The organism is Mesorhizobium amorphae (genome assembly GCF_014843845.1).
Lineage (GTDB): Bacteria > Pseudomonadota > Alphaproteobacteria > Rhizobiales > Rhizobiaceae > Mesorhizobium > Mesorhizobium amorphae_A.
Genome location: NZ_JHQS01000129.1, coordinates 60,407 through 76,675, shown reverse-complemented (window position 1 = coordinate 76,675; position 16,269 = coordinate 60,407). Strand labels below are relative to the sequence as shown.

Annotated in this window: 16 protein-coding genes and 1 tRNA gene; 2 read left to right on the top strand and 15 right to left on the bottom strand. The window is 63.9% G+C overall.

Annotated elements, in window-relative coordinates; genetic code table 11:
• Positions 1-5 precede the first annotated feature (5 nt).
• The 3 genes from DH08_RS33975 to DH08_RS33965 all read right to left on the bottom strand — a co-directional run bounded on the left by DH08_RS33975 (position 6) and on the right by DH08_RS33965 (position 1,585).
• Positions 6-425: a VOC family protein gene (locus tag DH08_RS33975; protein WP_192183565.1), complete on the bottom strand. Its 420-nt coding sequence runs from the start codon at positions 423-425 to the stop codon at positions 6-8.
• Between the two features lie 75 nt (positions 426-500).
• On the bottom strand, positions 501-1,271 hold the full coding sequence (locus DH08_RS33970; RefSeq protein WP_192183596.1) for a helix-turn-helix domain-containing protein: 771 nt from the start codon (positions 1,269-1,271) through the stop codon (positions 501-503).
• Between the two features lie 143 nt (positions 1,272-1,414).
• Entirely contained in the window at positions 1,415-1,585 is a 171-nt protein-coding gene (locus DH08_RS33965; protein WP_006203375.1) for a hypothetical protein, read from the bottom strand.
• Positions 1,586-1,819: 234 nt separating this feature from the next.
• On the opposite strand from DH08_RS33965, the gene DH08_RS33960 reads away from it, so the two are divergent.
• Positions 1,820-2,251 (top strand): TerB family tellurite resistance protein, encoded by a 432-nt coding sequence (locus DH08_RS33960; RefSeq protein ID WP_006203377.1) that lies wholly within the window; start codon positions 1,820-1,822, stop codon positions 2,249-2,251.
• A 112-nt stretch (positions 2,252-2,363) separates the two neighbouring features.
• Here DH08_RS33960 and DH08_RS33955 read toward each other — a convergent pair whose 3' ends face one another.
• The 5 genes from DH08_RS33955 to DH08_RS33935 all read right to left on the bottom strand — a co-directional run bounded on the left by DH08_RS33955 (position 2,364) and on the right by DH08_RS33935 (position 8,955).
• Positions 2,364-3,986: an ABC transporter ATP-binding protein gene (locus tag DH08_RS33955; protein WP_192183564.1), complete on the bottom strand. Its 1,623-nt coding sequence runs from the start codon at positions 3,984-3,986 to the stop codon at positions 2,364-2,366.
• Positions 3,983-4,852, bottom strand: coding sequence for an ABC transporter permease (locus DH08_RS33950; RefSeq protein WP_192183563.1), 870 nt, complete (start codon positions 4,850-4,852; stop codon positions 3,983-3,985). Before DH08_RS33950 ends, DH08_RS33955 begins: the two co-directional genes overlap by 4 nt.
• Positions 4,849-5,796 (bottom strand): ABC transporter permease, encoded by a 948-nt coding sequence (locus DH08_RS33945; RefSeq protein WP_192183562.1) that lies wholly within the window; start codon positions 5,794-5,796, stop codon positions 4,849-4,851. Before DH08_RS33945 ends, DH08_RS33950 begins: the two co-directional genes overlap by 4 nt.
• Before the next feature lie 253 nt (positions 5,797-6,049).
• Entirely contained in the window at positions 6,050-7,528 is a 1,479-nt protein-coding gene (locus DH08_RS33940; RefSeq protein WP_192183561.1) for an ABC transporter substrate-binding protein, read from the bottom strand.
• Positions 7,529-7,674: 146 nt separating this feature from the next.
• Positions 7,675-8,955 (bottom strand): acetylornithine deacetylase/succinyl-diaminopimelate desuccinylase family protein, encoded by a 1,281-nt coding sequence (locus tag DH08_RS33935; protein ID WP_192183560.1) that lies wholly within the window; start codon positions 8,953-8,955, stop codon positions 7,675-7,677.
• A 221-nt stretch (positions 8,956-9,176) separates the two neighbouring features.
• Here DH08_RS33935 and DH08_RS33930 point away from each other — a divergent pair, with 221 nt between their 5' ends.
• Entirely contained in the window at positions 9,177-9,608 is a 432-nt protein-coding gene (locus DH08_RS33930) for a L,D-transpeptidase (RefSeq protein ID WP_006203384.1), read from the top strand.
• 20 nt (positions 9,609-9,628) lie between these two features.
• Here the strand turns inward: DH08_RS33930 and DH08_RS33925 are convergent, their stop codons facing one another.
• The 7 genes from DH08_RS33925 to DH08_RS33895 all read right to left on the bottom strand — a co-directional run bounded on the left by DH08_RS33925 (position 9,629) and on the right by DH08_RS33895 (position 16,269).
• Entirely contained in the window at positions 9,629-10,624 is a 996-nt protein-coding gene (locus DH08_RS33925) for a lipid A biosynthesis lauroyl acyltransferase (RefSeq protein WP_192183559.1), read from the bottom strand.
• Between the two features lie 2 nt (positions 10,625-10,626).
• Positions 10,627-11,655 carry a zinc-binding dehydrogenase gene (locus DH08_RS33920; protein WP_192183558.1) on the bottom strand — a complete coding sequence of 343 codons (1,029 nt, stop codon included), beginning with the start codon at positions 11,653-11,655 and terminating at the stop codon, positions 10,627-10,629.
• A 36-nt stretch (positions 11,656-11,691) separates the two neighbouring features.
• Complete coding sequence (locus tag DH08_RS33915) at positions 11,692-12,963, bottom strand: beta-ketoacyl-ACP synthase (protein WP_192183557.1); 1,272 nt, start codon at positions 12,961-12,963, stop codon at positions 11,692-11,694.
• Positions 12,964-12,983: 20 nt separating this feature from the next.
• A complete protein-coding gene (locus DH08_RS33910; protein ID WP_192183556.1) occupies positions 12,984-14,174 on the bottom strand; it encodes a beta-ketoacyl-ACP synthase in 1,191 nt (396 codons plus the stop codon).
• A gap of 56 nt (positions 14,175-14,230) precedes the next feature.
• Positions 14,231-14,512, bottom strand: coding sequence for an acyl carrier protein (locus tag DH08_RS33905; protein WP_006203389.1), 282 nt, complete (start codon positions 14,510-14,512; stop codon positions 14,231-14,233).
• Between the two features lie 177 nt (positions 14,513-14,689).
• Positions 14,690-15,829 carry a slipin family protein gene (locus DH08_RS33900; RefSeq protein WP_192183555.1) on the bottom strand — a complete coding sequence of 380 codons (1,140 nt, stop codon included), beginning with the start codon at positions 15,827-15,829 and terminating at the stop codon, positions 14,690-14,692.
• 373 nt (positions 15,830-16,202) lie between these two features.
• Positions 16,203-16,269: transfer RNA gene (locus tag DH08_RS33895), tRNA-Met, on the bottom strand.

Sequence of the window (16,269 nt, the reverse complement as noted above, 5' to 3'; positions counted from 1 at the left end):
GCTGCCTACGCCTTTTCGCCGGCCTTCGGCCAGTAGGTGCCGAAGGACCAGACATTGCCTTCGGAATCGCGGCAGATGAATTCGCGGCTGCCGTAATCGCGGTCAACAAGTTCCTGGATGATCGTGGCGCCAGCCTTTTTGGCCCTGGCATAGGCGACGTCGGCATCGTCGACGGCGACGTAGATCGATTTGCCACCGCCTGAGCCCGGCTCGCCAACCATCTTGCCGTAATCGTCGTTGCGCGCGGTGCCCAGCATGATCATCGAGGAGCCGAAGACCAGTTCGGCGTGGTGGACGATATCGCCCTCGCCATAGCGGGCGCGAACGGTGAAGCCGAACGCATCGCCGAGCCAGTCGATCATCTTTGCTGCGTTCTTGTAACGCAGGGCAGGGTAGAGCCGGGACGCTTCGCTGGTCGTGGGCATTGGGGAACCTCCTTCAACTAGGGTTGGTCGATAACCCAGTCTGGGCAAAGGTCGCTGCGGCGTCTTGAAGAAATGTTACCCGGCGGCGATTGCGGTCGGCGTCTCGCCGGCGAGGTCGCGGAACTCGCGCACCAGATGCGCCTGGTCGGCATAGCCGCAATCGGCGGCGATGTCGGCCCAATCGCTTTTGTCCTGTCTCGACAGGCCAAGCGCGCGGTTGAAGCGGACGATGCGCGACAGTGTCTTCGGGCCGACGCCGACCGCGTCGGAAAACTTTCCCGCAAGGTGCTTGCGGCTCCAGCCCAGTCTTCCGGCCAGCGTGGCGACGCGGGTGCGCCCGCCGGAGGCGATAATGCTGTCATAGGCCCAGCCGATTTCGGCCTGCATGGGATCTGTCGAAGCCAACCGGGCAGCGACGAAGCTCTCGGCTATGGCGAAGCGGGCGTTCCAATCCCGCGCATCGCCGAGCCTTTCGCGCAGCGTGATGCCCTCGAGGCCAAGCACATCGTCGAGGCCAACCATGCGGTCAGTCAATTCGCTCATCGGCTGGCCAAAGAAACGGCGGGCGCCGAGCGGCGTGAAATTGATCTGCACGCAGCAAGCGCCGCCGAAGGATTCGATCACCACCGGCCCGGCAAAAAGGCCGGCGGCAAAGCTGGCGAAGCGATCGTTGTCGCCGGGGTTCTTGCCCAGACCGATGGCGAAAGGCTCGGCGAAGCTGATCACCAGCGGCACGGTCAGCGAGGCATATTCGACGCTGCGGAAATAGCCTGAAATCGTCTCGCGGTAGCCGCACATGTCGGTGACCGCGCCCTGAAGCTGCGGGCCGGGCAGGCGACGCACCATCTCGAACCGACTCGGATCAGGCTCTTCGCTATCGGTGGCCACGGCATCTCCTCCGGCAAAGGAAACTAGCAGACCATGCGTCAAAATCAAAAGCGCCCGGCTTGGGACCGGGCGCTTCGCGGTTACCTGAGATCTTGAAGTGCCTAGGCGCCGCGCATCATGCAGCCGCCGGCAAGCACGATGTAGGCGATGAGCACGATCCAAACTGATGCGAGGGGAATGAACGCAAGAACGCCAAGAGCGGCGAGAACGCCGATGATGGCGATGACAAGGGCTATAATGAAAATAAGCTGAGTAGGTGCACTAAGATTCATGTGTGGCTCCTCCAACATGATTCGTACGCCGGCATTCTAACAGGCGCGGGGTCATACACCAATCAAGGTGCGCAGCGGGTTCGCCGCGTCGGCTGGGCGCTTTATCGCGAACGCCACGCGGGGCGAGGAGGATTTCGCCCGGCGCAAGAATTGTGCGCGTTCGACCATCGCTACCCCGTTTGCGCAAGGCCGATTCCGCGCTACCTATTTGACAGGAATCGGAAAGGGGCTCTGATGGCGTTCGCATTGCTTGACCAGATACGCTCGATCTTCGAAGGCGATCCCGGTGTGCGCAAGGTCGCCGACGACCCGGTGCTGTCAGCGGAACTCTTGATGCTGTTTCGCATGATCCTGGCTGATGGGTCGGTCTCAGAGAGCGAAATGGTCGCCTTCCGCCGCATCTGCAAGGAGGCCTTTGGCATTCCCGAGGCCAGCATCGACAACGTCATCGAGTATCTCAACGAGTTCGGCTACGAGACCAACGGCTCGCAGGCCGTTGCGCAATTCCGCGACCTCGACGTCGAGCGGCGCAAGCTGCTCGCCCGCCATATGGCCGAGATCGCCAAGGCCGACTCGCAACTGGCCGAGAGCGAGGTGCGGCTGTTGCGCCGCACGCTCGACCTGCTCGACATCAGCCCGGTCGATGTGGTGAAGCCGGAAGAATAGGCTTTTTCTTGACGGTCGCCCGGCCGGGTCCCCGCTGCTTCGCAGCGTCCCGGCGTTCGCTGACCTTTCATCGTGCCACCGGCACGATGAATTCGCTTCGCGAACCGGTCGCTCACCCCTGTTCCTGCAATCGCCGCGCGATGGCCCGATGCAGATCGGGAGCGGCGGCGACCAGGGCCTTGGCTGCCTCCGATTGCGGATGGTCCAGCACCTCGCTCGTCTTGCCGCGCTCGACGATCCTGCCGTCATGCATGACCAGCACCTCGTCGGTGATGGCGCGGGCGACAGTCAGGTCGTGGGTGATGAACAGATAGGCGATGCCGAGCTTCTGGTTGAGCTCGGCGAACAGGTCGAGGATCTGGGCGCGGATCGAGACATCGAGCGCCGAGACCGGCTCGTCGGCGACGACCAGTTTCGGACGGGTGATGATGGCGCGGGCGATCGACAGGCGCTGACGCTGGCCGCCGGAAAATTCATGCGGGTATTTGTCCATGTCGCGCGGGCCGAGGCCGACCTCGTGCAGCGCGTGCGCCACCATCTCGCGCCGCTCCGCAGGCGCTGGCTTCTTGTCCAGCACATGCAGCGGTTCGGCCACAAGTTTCTCGACCTTCTGGCGCGGGTCGAAGGAGCCGTAAGGATCCTGGAACACCACCTGCATGTCGCGCCGCGCCGGCTTGAGTTCCGCTTCGCTCTTGCCGGTGATGGTCTCGCCGCGAAAGCGGATCGTTCCTGAAGTCGATCTGTCCAGCGCCAGGATCATGCGGGCAAGCGTGGACTTGCCGCAGCCGGAGCGCCCGACCAGCGCCACCGACTGGCCAGGCGCGATCGACAAGGACACGTCGTCGACGGCGCGGACCGCTGTGGCGCGCTTGAACAGGGACATGCGCCGTCCCGGGTAATCGCGCGTCACGCCTTCGACCTGAAGCAGCGGCTTGCCCTGACCGGCCTCATGCACTCTGGGGCGGGCCGGCACATGCATGGAGGCCTGTGCCAACTGGCGCGTGTAGGGGTGGAGCTGTTCGGAGAGCGTGCGCGCGGTGTCGCCGGCCTCCATCACCTCGCCATGGCGCAGGATGGTGATGCGATCAGCCATCTCGGTCACGACCGCGAGGTCGTGCGAGATCAGCAGCAGGCCCATGCGGTTTTCCACGACGAGGTCGCGCAAGAGATCGAGGATCTGCGCCTGAAGCACCACGTCGAGTGCCGTCGTCGGCTCGTCGGCGATCAGCAGTTTCGGCTTCAATGCACAGGCGATGGCGATGACGACGCGCTGGCGTTGGCCACCGGACAGCTCGTGCGGATAGCGCGACAGCGGGAATAGTGCTGCCGGCAGGCCGACCCGGTCGAGCATTTTTCGCGCCCTGTCCTCGGCCTCGGCGCGGCTTGACCTTGTGTGCCAGCGGATGCCTTCGGCCACTTGTTCGCCGATGGTCTTGACCGGGTTGAGCGCGGTCATCGGCTCCTGGAACACCATACCGATGTCGTCGCCGCGCAGCGCGCACATCTGGTCCTCGCTGGCGGCAAGAATGTCGATGCCGTCGAAGGTGACGCGTCCAGTGGCGCGCGCCGCGAAAGGCAGGAGCTGCATCACTGTTAGCGCTGTCATCGACTTGCCGGAGCCGGATTCGCCGACCAGGCCCATCACCTCGCCGGGCGCGACGGAAAGCTCGACACCCTTCAGGATCGGCGTGTCGCCGATCGCCAGCGAGAGGTTCTCGATCTCGAGCAGGCTCATCGCTGCCGCCGCGATTTCGGGTCGAGGATGTCGGCGATACCGTCGCCGAGCAGATTGAGGCCAAGCACAGTGACGACGATCGCCATGCCAGGGAAGATCGCCATCCACGGCGCCACCACCATGCGGGTCTGGGCGTCGAATAGCATGCGGCCCCAGCTCGGCATCGGCGGCTGGGCGCCGAGGCCGACATAGGAAAGCCCGGCCTCGGCGAGGATGCCGAGCGCGAACTGTATCGTGCCTTGCACCAGGAGCAGCGTGGCGATGTTGGGCAGGATATGTTCGATGGTGATCAGCGTGCTGCCTTTGCCGGCGGCGCGCGCGGCGAGGATGAATTCGCGAGGCCAGATCGCCAGCGCGCCGGCCCGCGCCACACGCGCAAACACCGGGATGTTGAAGATGCCGATGGCGATGATGGCGTTGATGGCGCCCGGCCCGAAGATGGCGGTGATCATGATCGCCGAAAGCAGGGCCGGGAAGGCGAAGACGAGATCGTTCATGCGCATCAGCACTTCGTCGACAAGGCCGCCGCGCGCCGCGGCGAAGGCGCCGAGCGGCACGCCGACGCCCATGCCGATGCCGACCGCGACCAGGGCCACCGCAATCGAGTTGCGGGCGCCGACCATGATCATCGACAGGATGTCGCGGCCGAAATGATCGGTGCCGAACCAGTGCGTCAGCGAAGGGCCTTGCGTCTTGTCCGATATCACCAGTCTGGTGACGTCGTAGGGCGTCCAGACATAGGAGAGGATCGCCACTGCCGCCACCAGCGCGGTGATGACGAGGCCGATGAGGAACGATCGATTGCGGAACGCCTTGGCCAGAATGCCGGCAAGGGTCTCTTCGGGGATGTCGACGTGCAGCGTCATTGCCGGCTTCTCAGGCGCGGATCGACCACCGCATAGGAGAGGTCGACGATGAGGTTGACGGCAATGACGGCGGCGACCAGCAACATGACGACGCTTTCGACGACGATCAGGTCGCGCTGGGTGATCGCCTGGAAGACCAGCCGTCCCAGGCCGGGCAGGTAGAAGACATTCTCGATGATGATGGTGCCGGCGAGCAGAAAGGCGAATTGCAAGCCGAGAATGGTCAGCACCGGGATCATGGCGTTGCGCAGCGCATGCCGCCAGAGCACCGCGCGATAGGGCAGGCCCTTCGCACGCGCCGTGCGGATGTAGTCTTCGTTGAGCACCTCGATCAGCGCCGAGCGTGCGACGCGGGCGAGGATCGCCGCCTGCGGCAGAGCGAGTGCTACGGCCGGCAACAGCAGCGATTTCAATGCCGGCCAGACGCCGGCACTCCAGCCCGGAAAGCCTCCGGCCGGCACCAGTCGCAGCCAGACGGCAAAGAGGTAGATCAGCATCAGCGCGAACCAGAAGTTCGGCACGGCGACGCCGAACTGCGTGGCGCCCATGGCAATCGCATCGCCCGCCCGCCCGCGCCGGCTGGCGGAATAGAGCCCAACCGGAATGGCAATGATCGTGGAGAGAGCGAGCGCGATCAGCGCCAGCGGCAGCGAGACGACGATGCGCTCGCGCACGAGATCGATCACCGGCACCGAATAGGTGTAGGAGCGGCCGAAATCGAGGCTGAGCAAGCCGCCGGCCCAGTGCAGGTAGCGAATGGCGAGAGGCGCATTGAGGCCCATCTGGTTGCGCAGCACCTCGACCTGATCGGCGCTGGCGTTCAGGCCCAGCATCAGCCGCGCCGGATCGCCGGGGATGATCTCAAGCACTGCGAACACCACCATGGAGGCTAGCACCAGCGTGGCGAGTGCGATGATGAGGCGTTTGAGGAGGTAAGCGGTCATGGCGGCGGAAGAACTGCTACGTTGCCAGCCGCTAAGACCGAAAGATATTGCTCTGTTGCGCCCCCCTCTGTCCTGCCGGACATCTCCCCCTCATGGGGGGAGATTGCGCTCTCATCGAGGCTTTCGCTAACCACCAGCGTCGCAACGAGAGCGGTGGCGCTGAAACTGCCAATCTCCCCCCTTGAGGGGGAGATGCCCGGCAGGGCAGAGGGGGATGTGAGGGAACGCAAGTTTCGCCCTTGGCCAGCAGCCCTCACTCGCTCCACTTCACCTTGGTGAGATCATTCGCCTGGATCGGTGCGTTTTCCCACAGCCCCTGCAGCTTGGCGTCCCAGACGCCAACCTTCGGCAATTCATAGAGGAAACCGACCACGGCATCATCGGCGAGGATCTTCTGGGCCTGTCCCAGAAGCTCCTTGCGCTTGGCCTCGTCGGAGGTGAGGTTGAGATCGGCGATGATCTTGTCGAAGGCCGGATTGTCGTAGTTGAAGTAGTAGTCCTTGCGCGAATAGATATCGATGTCGTTGGGCTCGGTGTGCGAGACGATGGTCAGGTCGTAGTCCTTCTTGGTGAACACCTGATCCAGCCACTGCGCCCATTCGACCGGAATGATCTCCAGATCGATGCCGACGTCGCGAAGCTCCGAGGCGATGATCTCGCCTCCGAGCCGCGCATAGGAAGGCGGCGGCAGCTTCAGTGTTGCCTTGAAGCCGTTCTCGAGGCCGGCCTCCTTCAAGAGTTCCTTGGCCTTGGCGACATCATGCGGATAGCGGCCGGTGAGGTCGACATAGTCCTTGTTGGCTGGCGACATATGCGAGCCGATCGGCACGCCGAGGCCGGCCGAGGCGCCGTCGATGATCGCCTTGCGGTCGAGCGCGTAGGAAATCGCCTGCCTGACCTGCAGCTTGTCGAAAGGCGGTTTCTTGTTGTTGATCGACAGGATGGTCTCGCCCTCGGTCGAGCCGATCACCACCTTGAAGCGCGGGTCGTCCTTGACCTGGGCGACGCTGTCGGGATCGAAGAACGGGAAGGCCTGGATGTCGCCGGAAAGCAGTGCCGGCACGGCGGCCGCGGCGTCCGGAACAATGCGGAACTCGGCCTTGTCGAGCGCTACCGGAGCGCCCCAGTAATTGTCCGATTTCACAAGCGTGATCGACGACCCCTTGGCCCAGCTCTGGAACTTGAACGGGCCGGTGCCGATGGGCTTTTCCTTGTTGGTGTCGGCGGACTCCGGCGCCACCATCACCGCGTCGCCCCAGCCCATATTGTAGAGAAAGGAGCCTTGAGGGTTCTTTAGCGTCACCTTCACGGTCGCCGGGTCGACCACGTCGACCTTGTCTATGGCCGCGAACAGGCCCTTTTGCGCATTGACTGAATTGTCGGCTCTGGCGCGGTCGAGCGAGAATTTTACGTCGTCCGCATTGAAGTCGCTGCCGTCGTGGAATTTCACGCCAGTGTGCAGCTTGAAGATGTAGACCTTGCCGTCATCGGAAATGGCCCAGCTCTCTGCGAGATCAGGCAGCACCTCGCCGTTTGGGCCGATGCGGGTCAGGCCCTCGAACACGTTGGCGTAGAGCACTTCGTCGATCGCCGCCGCGGCGCCCGCGGTCGGGTCGAGATGCGGGGGTTCGAGCGGAATGCCGATGACCAGGTCGGTGCGCGCGGCAAATGACGAGGTGCTGGCGGCAAGCGCCAGGGCCGCAGCGGCAAGAATGGTTTTCCACAATTTCATCGTGCAACTCCCATATGCTCAAACCGGGTGGATAGAAGCGTGATTTCGAGGTGGAGTAAATTGCGTTTCGTGCTGCCGGGCAGCGCCAGGGGGAATGTTTTTCCTCGGATCGCGTCGTCGATCGGCGCTGACCTCTTTGCGCCGGATCATCCCGCTGCCGTGCCGCGCAGCAGCACGTTGAGCCCGATCGCCATCACCTTGGCCGATTCCACCATATCGGCAATGCCAACCCATTCGTCGGGCCGGTGCGCGAGATCGAGAATGCCCGGACCATACGCGATGCAGTCATAGATGTGGCCGATGCGGGCAACGTGCTTTTGGTCGTAGGTGCCGGGCGAGATCACATAGTCCGGCTCGCGGTCGAAGATCGCCATGATCCCCTGCGCCACCGCCTTGACCACCGGCGCGTCGCGCTCGGTCATCAGCGGCAGCACCTCCATCAGGTCGCGGATCTCGTAGTCGAATTTCTTGCGCTCCCGCTTCAGCCGCTCGAGGATATCGGTCACTTCGCTTTTGACCGTGGCAAGATCCTCTTCGAGCAGGAAGCGGCGGTCGATGGTCAGCCGGCAGGAATCGGGCACGTTGGGTGAGGGCAGCCCAGGCCGGAAATCCTCGGTCTGACCGCCATGGATCGAATTGATGTTCATGGTCGAGCGCCTGGCGCCCTCGGGCACCACCGGCATGCGCGTCATCTTGCGGTCGAGGGCCGGAAACAATTCATCCTCGAAGGCCTGCAGCACGGCGCCCATGTGGCGCACCGCATTGTCGCCGAGGAACGGCATCGAGCCATGCGCGATCTCGCCCTTGGTCTCGATCTCCGCCCACCAGACGCCGCGATGGCCGAGACAAATGCGATCCTTGTTCAGCGGCTCCGGAATGATGACGTGGTCGACCCTGGGCTTCGAGAAATAGCCGAGCTTGGCCAGATGGGCGACGCCGCCGAAGCCGCCGGACTCCTCATCGACCGTGCCCGATACCTCGATGGCGCCCGGAAAGTCGGGGAAGACCTCCATGAAAGCTTCGGCAGCAATGATGGAGGAGGCAAGCCCGCCCTTCATGTCGCAGGCGCCGCGACCATAGACCTTGCCGTCCTTCACCAGGCCGGCGAAGGGATCGACGCTCCAGCCGTCGCCGGCCTCGACGACATCGATATGCGAGTTGAAATGCACGCAGGCGCCGGGCGAGCGGCCGTCGAAACGGGCGACGACATTGACACGCGGATAGCGGTCGGTGTCGCCGGGTGTGCCTTCGGCGCGGATGAACTCGGTTTCGAAGCCGTGCTTCTTCAGCCGCGCACCAATGTATTCCGCGCACGGCCTGTAGGCTTCGCCGGGCGGATTGATGGTCGGAAAGCGGATCAGCTCGGCGGTCAGTGCAACCAAGTCGTCGACCCGAGCGTCGACGGCCTTCAGGAGTCGTTCGTTCATTTCCGGAGTTGAGCAGCGAACCGGGTCATTTTGCAAGCATGATGCTGAAGCCGCTGAAACTGCGTGTCACAGCGGCAACTATGACGGGAAAATCGTTCAAATTCGCTGCTTTAGATTGGCGAATTTATCAATGAGTGTGTGTTACTTCATTCACCTGCCATTAAAAGCATGAAAAATAACGTGATGGCAGCGGGCAAGGGCAATCAAAGGGGTTTGATCGCATGAAAAAGACCGTTCTCATGGCGGCGATATTGGCAACGGCGCTGTTCGGCACTTCAATCGAAAGCAAGGCAGCCGCTCTCGTAGCCAACATCGACATATCTTCGCAGACGATGACCGTCAGCCGTTATGGTCAGGTGGTTTACCGGTGGAGCGTGTCCACCGCCCGCAAGGGTTACATCACGCCGCGCGGCAAGTACCGCCCGCAATGGACGGCGCGGATGTGGTATTCGCGCAAATACGACATGTCGCCGATGCCCTATTCGGTGTTCTTCCGCGGCGGCTACGCCATCCACGGCACGGGTGCTGTGAAGTATCTTGGGCGCCCGGCCTCGCATGGCTGCGTGCGCCTGCACACGGCCAATGCCGCGACCTTCTACTCGATGGTGCGGGAAGCCGGTTACGGCAACACGCGGATCGTCGTCACCGACTAGCCCGGGGCAGGCGCTTGTGGTTACTGGCGGGCAGCGTCCATTGCTCGCCCGCGCTGGCGGCGACGCCGGCCGCTGATCTCCCACCTCTTGTGGAACCACATCCATTGTCCAGGATCCTCGCGCACCCAGCGCTCGACCACGTCGGCGAGAAGCTGGGTTGTGGCCGGCACGTCGACGCTGCCACCTTCGGTGCGCGGCAAGGTCAGCTTGTCCTCGATATCGAGGCGGAACCGGTTGCCCGGTAGCCGCACGCATCGCGCCGGATAGACGTCGCAATCATAGTGGCGGGCCAGCATGCCCAACACCGGATTGCTCTGGCAGGGGCGGCCGAAGAAGGTCGTCTCCAGCCCGCTCGAGAACTTCTGGTCGACCAGCACGCCGATATTGCCGCCGTTTTCCAGGATCGCGGCAAGCGCGAATGAAGCGCCGGTCGAAGAGGGCAGCAAGGCGCCCATCGTCGAACGGCGGGTCGAATGGATGTAGTCGGCCAGATAGGGATTGTTGGGCGGACGAAACAGCGCCGTGATCTTCATGCCGAAGGTGGCGGCGGCCACCGGCAAAAGTTCGAAATTGCCGAGATGGCCGGTGAACAGGATGTGCGGCTTGTCTTCGCCGGCGATCTCAAGGAAATGCTCGACGCCGCGGACCTCAACCCGGCCAGGCGTCGTCGCTTTCGGATCGTAGTCGAAAAGCGCGTCGAGGAAGATGTACTCGGCGGCGAGGCGGGCCATGTTGCCCCACATGTCCAAGGCGATGGCCTCAATCTCGGCGTCGCTCTTCTCGGGATAGGCGAGGCGCAGATTACTGGTCGCGACGCGGTGGCGCCCGACCAATGGACCGATGCGGCGGGCGACGCGGTCGGCGAAGTTGAGCGCACTGTCGGGCGGCAGCAAGCGCAGCAGCGAAATGATCGTCATCGCGACGCGCGCGACCAGCCAGTGCTCCATCTGGCGAAGCGGCCGGCCGTAGCGAAACGCCAGGTCCCTGCGGACTTTCTTGAAGGCTTTGCCGACCATTCCTAGTCGACGCGCAGGATGATCTTGCCGAACACGTCGCGGCCTTCCATGCGCTTCAGCGCGGCATCGATGTCGTCGAAGCCGACTTCGGTGTCGATCACCGGCGCGACGAGGCCCGCCGCCATCTTCTGCATGGCGTCGGCCATATTCTCCATGCGGCAGCCGAACGAGCCGAGCAGCTTCAGCTGCTGCTGGAAAAGCTGCATCAAATTGATTTGCGTCGACACGCCCGACGTAGAACCGCAAGTGACCAGGCGCCCGCCGCGCTTCAGGCACAGCATCGAGGCGGCAAAGGTGTCGGCGCCGACATGCTCGAACACGACGTCGACGCCCTTCTTCTTGGTCAGCTTGCGCACGACGCCTTCGAAGCGGTCGTCGCGGTAGTTGATGACATGGTCGGCGCCGAGCGCCTTCGCCTTGTCGATCTTGTCGTTCGAGCCGACCGTGGTGATCACGGTGCAGCCCATCTTCTTCGCCAGCTGGATGGCGGCGGAACCGATGCCCGAGCCTCCGGCATGGACGAGGATCGTTTCGCCCGGCTGCAGCCTGGCATTGTCGAACAGCATGTGCTCGACCGTGCCGAAGGTGACAGGCGCGACAGCGGCGCCGATCTCGCTCACGCCGGGCGGCGCAGGGACCAGAAGCCGCGCCGGCAGGTTGATCTTCTCCTGGGCGAAGCCATCGAGATGGAAGCCGTGCACGCCGGAGACATGCTCGCAAAGATTGTCGCGGCCTTCGCGGCAGGCGCGGCAAAGGCCGCAGGTGCGCGCGCCGTAGATCGACACCAATTGTCCGGGCAGGAGGCTGGATACGCCGGGGCCGACGGCCTCGACCTCACCGGAGGCCTCGGCGCCGACGACCAGTGGCAGCTTGCGCTTCGCGAAGGCCATGCCGCGCCAACCCCAGACGTCGATATGGTTCAGCGCCACGGCCTTGATGCGCAGTGTTACCTCGCCGAGCGATGGCGGCGGGGGAGGCGGCAGGTCCACCGTTTCAAGACGGCGGTCCTCGATAAGTTGCAGTGCGCGCATGGAGCCTGTCGGTTCTGTTGAGCGGAAAGCGCTCGCTTAGACCGGTTCCCGCGCCATGACAAGGCAAGTGTTCTGGCCGCCGAAGCCGAAGGAATTCGACAGGACGGTGCCAACCTCGGCATTGCGCTTCTTGTTCGGTACGACGTCGAGCACGATCGCCGGATCGGGATTGTCGTAGTTGATGGTCGGCGGAATGACACTTTCGCGCATCGTCATCAGCGAAAACGCCGCCTCGACGGCGCCGGCGGCCGACAGCGTGTGGCCGATCATCGACTTGTTCGACGAGATCGGCATCGAGCCGATCCGCTCGCCGAACACGGTCGACAGCGACAGATGTTCCATCTTGTCGTTTTCCGGCGTCGAGGTGCCATGCGCGTTGACATAGTCGATCTCGTCCTCGCCAAGGCCGGCATCGGCGAGCGCGGCGCGGACCGCCGCGATCGCCGGCGAACCGTCGGGCTTCGAGCGGGTGCGGTGGAAATCGTCGGCCTTCTCGCCGCAGCCGCGCATGATGCCGAGAATGGTGGCGCCTCGGGCAAGGGCGGCCTCCAGCGATTCCAGCACCAGCGCGCCGGAGCCTTCGGCGAGCACAAAACCGTCGCGATCCTTGGAGAAGGGTTTTGAGGCCTTTTCCGGGATGTCGTTGTGGGTGGACAGCGCCGACAGCAGCGAGAAACGGATCAGCGCCTCGGCAGTCGCCGAGCCGTCGGCGCCGATCGACAGCGCCTTGTCGCATTCGCCGCGGCGGATCGCCTCGACGCCGAGCTGGATGGCGGTGGCGCCGGAGGCGCAAGCGGTCGACAGCGTGATCGGCAGGCCGCGGGTGCCGAACCTGTCCGCCAGCCGGTCGGCGATCGAGCCGAACTGCGTTGTCTCGAAGATGTCGAGTTCCTTCAGCGCGCGCGCCACGCGCAGCAGTCTTTCGGCGCCGGCGCCCTGCTTGTCGGAATTGTAGAGCGAAAAGCGGTCAGCCCAGTCGAGCTCGACCGGCGGCGAGGCGAGAAACAGTGGTCCGCCGAAATCGCCGGAATCGAGACCGGCTTCCGCGACGGCTTCCCGCGCGGCAGTTTCGGCCAGCTCGTAGGTGAGGGGGCTGGAGCCCTGCGAGCTCGACGGCAGGAAGTCGACCATGCCGGAGATGCGGGTGTTGAGATGATCGACGGGAAAGCGGGTGATCGGATGGATGCCGGATTTGCCCGATGTGAGTGCCGCCCAGTTGTCGGCCTTGCCGACGCCGAGCGACGTCACCACGCCGATACCGGTGACGGCGACGATTGGCCTGCCCATGTGATCGTTCAGATTGGCCATGTTTTTTCCTAGGTCGTAGCTCAGGCGGCCTTTACCAGCCCCATGCCCTCGAATTGGTGATAGCCGATCGCCGTTGCAAGCACTGACTTGGGAACGCCTTTGAACAGCTTTTCGACCGTGGTATCGAAGGCGGGATAGGCGGCCTTGCGGTCGACGGCCAGCGCTGCCAGCGCCACCGCGAAGGGGAACTGCGCTTCCTTCATATGGCCGGTCAGTGTCGAGAACGCGCGCGCGGCGATCGCTGGATGGGCGTCCAGCACTGCCTTCTCGGCGGCGGTCGCGGCATGAGCGCCGGAAGCGCCTGAGATCGCGAGCAATTCACCGTCAGGCAATGCAGCCTGGCTGAGTAGCGTGGCGATCTCGGCATCGAGTTCGCCGAGCCGCCGCTTGGCGCGTCCGGACACGACCGGGCCAAGCTCGGCGTAGATCTTGCGCCCACGGCTTTCAGCGTGCTCGCGCTGCTCCAGCACCAGGAAGGCGCCGCCGGAGCCGGTCACCACGCCGCCGCCTTCCCCGCCCTGTCTTTGCCAGACCGGCTTCCAGGCGCCGCGATGCAGGTAGCCGGCCAACTCATAGCCGAGCAGCATGTCGGAATGTTCGGTCTGGAAGGCGCCGCCAACCAGCACATGCGTCGACTGTCCAGAGCGGATGCGCGCGGCGGCGGTCTCGACGGCGGCGACACCGGCACCTTCCTCGCCCATGAAAGTGCGCGACGAACCGGTGACCTTGTGGACGATCGAGATGTTACCGGCGAGCAGGTTCGACAATTGCGCCAGGAACAAGGTCGGGCGCAATTCGGTGGTCAGCTTCTCGTTGAGCAGCACGTCGCGATCGTTGCGGCTTTCCGAAGCGGCGAGGATCGCTGCATCGACCGCCTCGTCGCGCTCGCCGCCGCCGGCGGCCACCACCATGTCCATGGTCGCGCAGAGCTCGTCATTGCCCTTGATGCCGGCATCGTCCAGCGCCAGGCCGGCGGAATAGGTGCCGAGCCGCTGCCAGGTCTCCATCTGCCGCTGGTCGCCGCGCTTGGCGATCTGCAGGTTCCAGTCGATCTCGGGCAGCGGGTGGATGGTGTAGGGCGCAAAGCGCGCGGCCTCCAGCACCGGCTGCAGGCCCGGCTGGGCGAGCTTCTGCCAGTGCGCATACGGACCTTCTCCCAGCGAAGAGACAAGGCCGATGCCGGTGATGACGACGTCGCGGGGGCTGCTCATGGGCGGCTTTGTGGGTTAGGCGGCAGAGCGCGTCAAGGTCACGCGCTCAACTGACGTCAGGCGGTCTTGGCGGCGACCAGCGCGTCGATCTTGGCGCACAGGTTCTTCATGACGAAGTAATCGTCGGTCGAGGCCTTGCCGTCATTGACCTCCTGCGTCCACTTCTCCAGCGGCACCTTGATGCCGAATTCCTTATCGATGGCAAAGACGATGTCGAGGAAATCGAGGCTGTCGATGCCGAGATCGTCGATGGTGTGGCTTTCGGGCGTGATCGTCTCGATATCGATCTCGCTGGTGTCGGCAATGATCTTGGCGACTTTGTCGAACGTGGTGGACAAGGGCTCTTCCTTCGGTTGCGGGCGGAATCTGTCCGCATCTTGTTTGGGCGCTGTCTAATCGGTTTTTCCGGACAGGAAAAGGCCTGATACGCTGGGCGCAGATGGGATGCCTCGGTTGCAAAGACAAGAAGGGCCGCCGGATTGCCCGGCGGCCCTTCCCATTGACGTGGGGTCAGCTCAGTCGCGGAGCTTGACCAGGTCGTTCAGCAGCCCGCCCGTTCCGTTGTGGACGGTCAGCCGCTCGACCTTGCCGGCGATGGTCTCCAGAGCCTCAAGCTCCTTCAGCCGCAGCATCACCGGGTTCTCGGCCATCACCCGGGCCGTGTTGAGGAGCGAACGCGTGGCGTTCGTCTCCTCGCGGCGGCGGATGACGTTGGCCTCGGCCTGCTTTTCGGCCGAAACCACCTGGTTGAGGATTTCGCGCATCTCGCCCGGCAGGATGACATCCTTGAGCGCGATATCGCTGACCTCGACCCCGATCTCGGCCATGTCGGCGCGGACCTTGCCGGCGGCCTCCTCGTCGACCGTCACCTTCTTCTCGAGGATCTGGTCGAGCGTCAGCGCGCCAAGCGTCTTGCGGAAGGCGTACTGCAGGGCGCGGTAGAGGGCTTCCGCGAAGTCCTTCACAGCACTCACCGCCTTGACCGGATCGACGACCCGGTATTCGGCGGCGATGTTGACGCGGATCGTGACGCGATCCTTGGTCAGCACTTCCTGCCCGGCGACGTCAAGCGACTGGCGCTTGAGATCGACGACCTTCACCTGCACCATGCGTCCGACGTTCCAGAACGCATGCACGCCCGCCGCAAGCGTCCGCACAAGGACACCATCGACGAACAGCAGTCCGGCCTGGCCGTCGACGACCGGATGGACGGACATCAGTTCCGTCTTCCGCGCCTGGCCGATCCGGCGCATGACCGCAGGATCGATCGCCAGTTCCGCGGCAGTGTCGACCAGCGTCACCTTCCACGGTCCGGCATCCGTCCACAGCACGAGCTTGCGGTCCGGCGCCAGCACGGCATGGAGGTTGCCGTCACGCTCGATGACGGCGACATCCGTGCGCCCGGTGCGAATGACGGTGAAATGACGCGCGGCCACATCCGGGAGCTTGTCGAACAACGCCTTCTCGTACGCCGAAACGAATTCCGGGTTCTTCAGATCGTGCCGCGAGACTTCAAGGCTCTGGCGCCGGTTGGCGAGCCAGTGCTCGCCCGGCATCAGGACAGCCTTGATCTCACCCTTGTAGAGGGTGACGGCACGCTCGTTTTCCTTAACAAGGACGCGCTCGCGTCCCAAAACCTTATCGAGAATGGTCATTGTCTTACTCCTGTCGGGCATGGCCCCATGCGAGGCGTCACGTCATGCGTCGATCTTCCTTTTCGTTTCTCGTTTCGCTTCGTTTCTTGCTTCACGTCCCGGCACGATGATCCAGGGACCGGTGGCATCAATTCGCGGCGGGCCTTCGGGAGCGGATCGCGGGGCAGCGAAGCGGGCGCCGGAAGCCGAAGCTTCCCTTGCCGGCGACGCTGCGCCTTGATCGTCACCGCGGGCCTAGCCGCGAGCCGACGGCGTCAGACCTTTCGATACGGCCTCGGCCCGAAGGCTTCGGCCGTCCGTCAGGTCTTCAGCATTCCGGTCCCCGGACCGTTTTTCAGATAACACCGTGAAAGGGTGGTGGCCTATCAGCCATTGGAGAAGGATTCGAACCTTCGACCGTCAGATTATGAGTCTGATGCTCTACCCAAACTGAGCTATCC

What these genes read in the sequence shown, in the direction of transcription:
- DH08_RS33955 (WP_192183564.1), bottom strand. Translation starts at nt 3,986, where the DNA reads ATGAGCCTGCTCGAGATCGAGAACCTCTCGCTGGCGATCGGCGACACG.
- DH08_RS33920 (WP_192183558.1), bottom strand. Translation starts at nt 11,655, where the DNA reads ATGCGCGCACTGCAACTTATCGAGGACCGCCGTCTTGAAACGGTGGAC.
- DH08_RS33975 (WP_192183565.1), bottom strand. Translation starts at nt 425, where the DNA reads ATGCCCACGACCAGCGAAGCGTCCCGGCTCTACCCTGCCCTGCGTTAC.
- DH08_RS33930 (WP_006203384.1), top strand. Translation starts at nt 9,177, where the DNA reads ATGAAAAAGACCGTTCTCATGGCGGCGATATTGGCAACGGCGCTGTTC.
- DH08_RS33915 (WP_192183557.1), bottom strand. Translation starts at nt 12,963, where the DNA reads ATGGCCAATCTGAACGATCACATGGGCAGGCCAATCGTCGCCGTCACC.
- DH08_RS33900 (WP_192183555.1), bottom strand. Translation starts at nt 15,829, where the DNA reads ATGACCATTCTCGATAAGGTTTTGGGACGCGAGCGCGTCCTTGTTAAG.
- DH08_RS33950 (WP_192183563.1), bottom strand. Translation starts at nt 4,852, where the DNA reads ATGACGCTGCACGTCGACATCCCCGAAGAGACCCTTGCCGGCATTCTG.
- DH08_RS33945 (WP_192183562.1), bottom strand. Translation starts at nt 5,796, where the DNA reads ATGACCGCTTACCTCCTCAAACGCCTCATCATCGCACTCGCCACGCTG.
- DH08_RS33940 (WP_192183561.1), bottom strand. Translation starts at nt 7,528, where the DNA reads ATGAAATTGTGGAAAACCATTCTTGCCGCTGCGGCCCTGGCGCTTGCC.
- DH08_RS33935 (WP_192183560.1), bottom strand. Translation starts at nt 8,955, where the DNA reads ATGAACGAACGACTCCTGAAGGCCGTCGACGCTCGGGTCGACGACTTG.
- DH08_RS33970 (WP_192183596.1), bottom strand. Translation starts at nt 1,271, where the DNA reads ATGGTGCGTCGCCTGCCCGGCCCGCAGCTTCAGGGCGCGGTCACCGAC.
- DH08_RS33925 (WP_192183559.1), bottom strand. Translation starts at nt 10,624, where the DNA reads ATGGTCGGCAAAGCCTTCAAGAAAGTCCGCAGGGACCTGGCGTTTCGC.
- DH08_RS33965 (WP_006203375.1), bottom strand. Translation starts at nt 1,585, where the DNA reads ATGAATCTTAGTGCACCTACTCAGCTTATTTTCATTATAGCCCTTGTC.
- DH08_RS33910 (WP_192183556.1), bottom strand. Translation starts at nt 14,174, where the DNA reads ATGAGCAGCCCCCGCGACGTCGTCATCACCGGCATCGGCCTTGTCTCT.
- DH08_RS33960 (WP_006203377.1), top strand. Translation starts at nt 1,820, where the DNA reads ATGGCGTTCGCATTGCTTGACCAGATACGCTCGATCTTCGAAGGCGAT.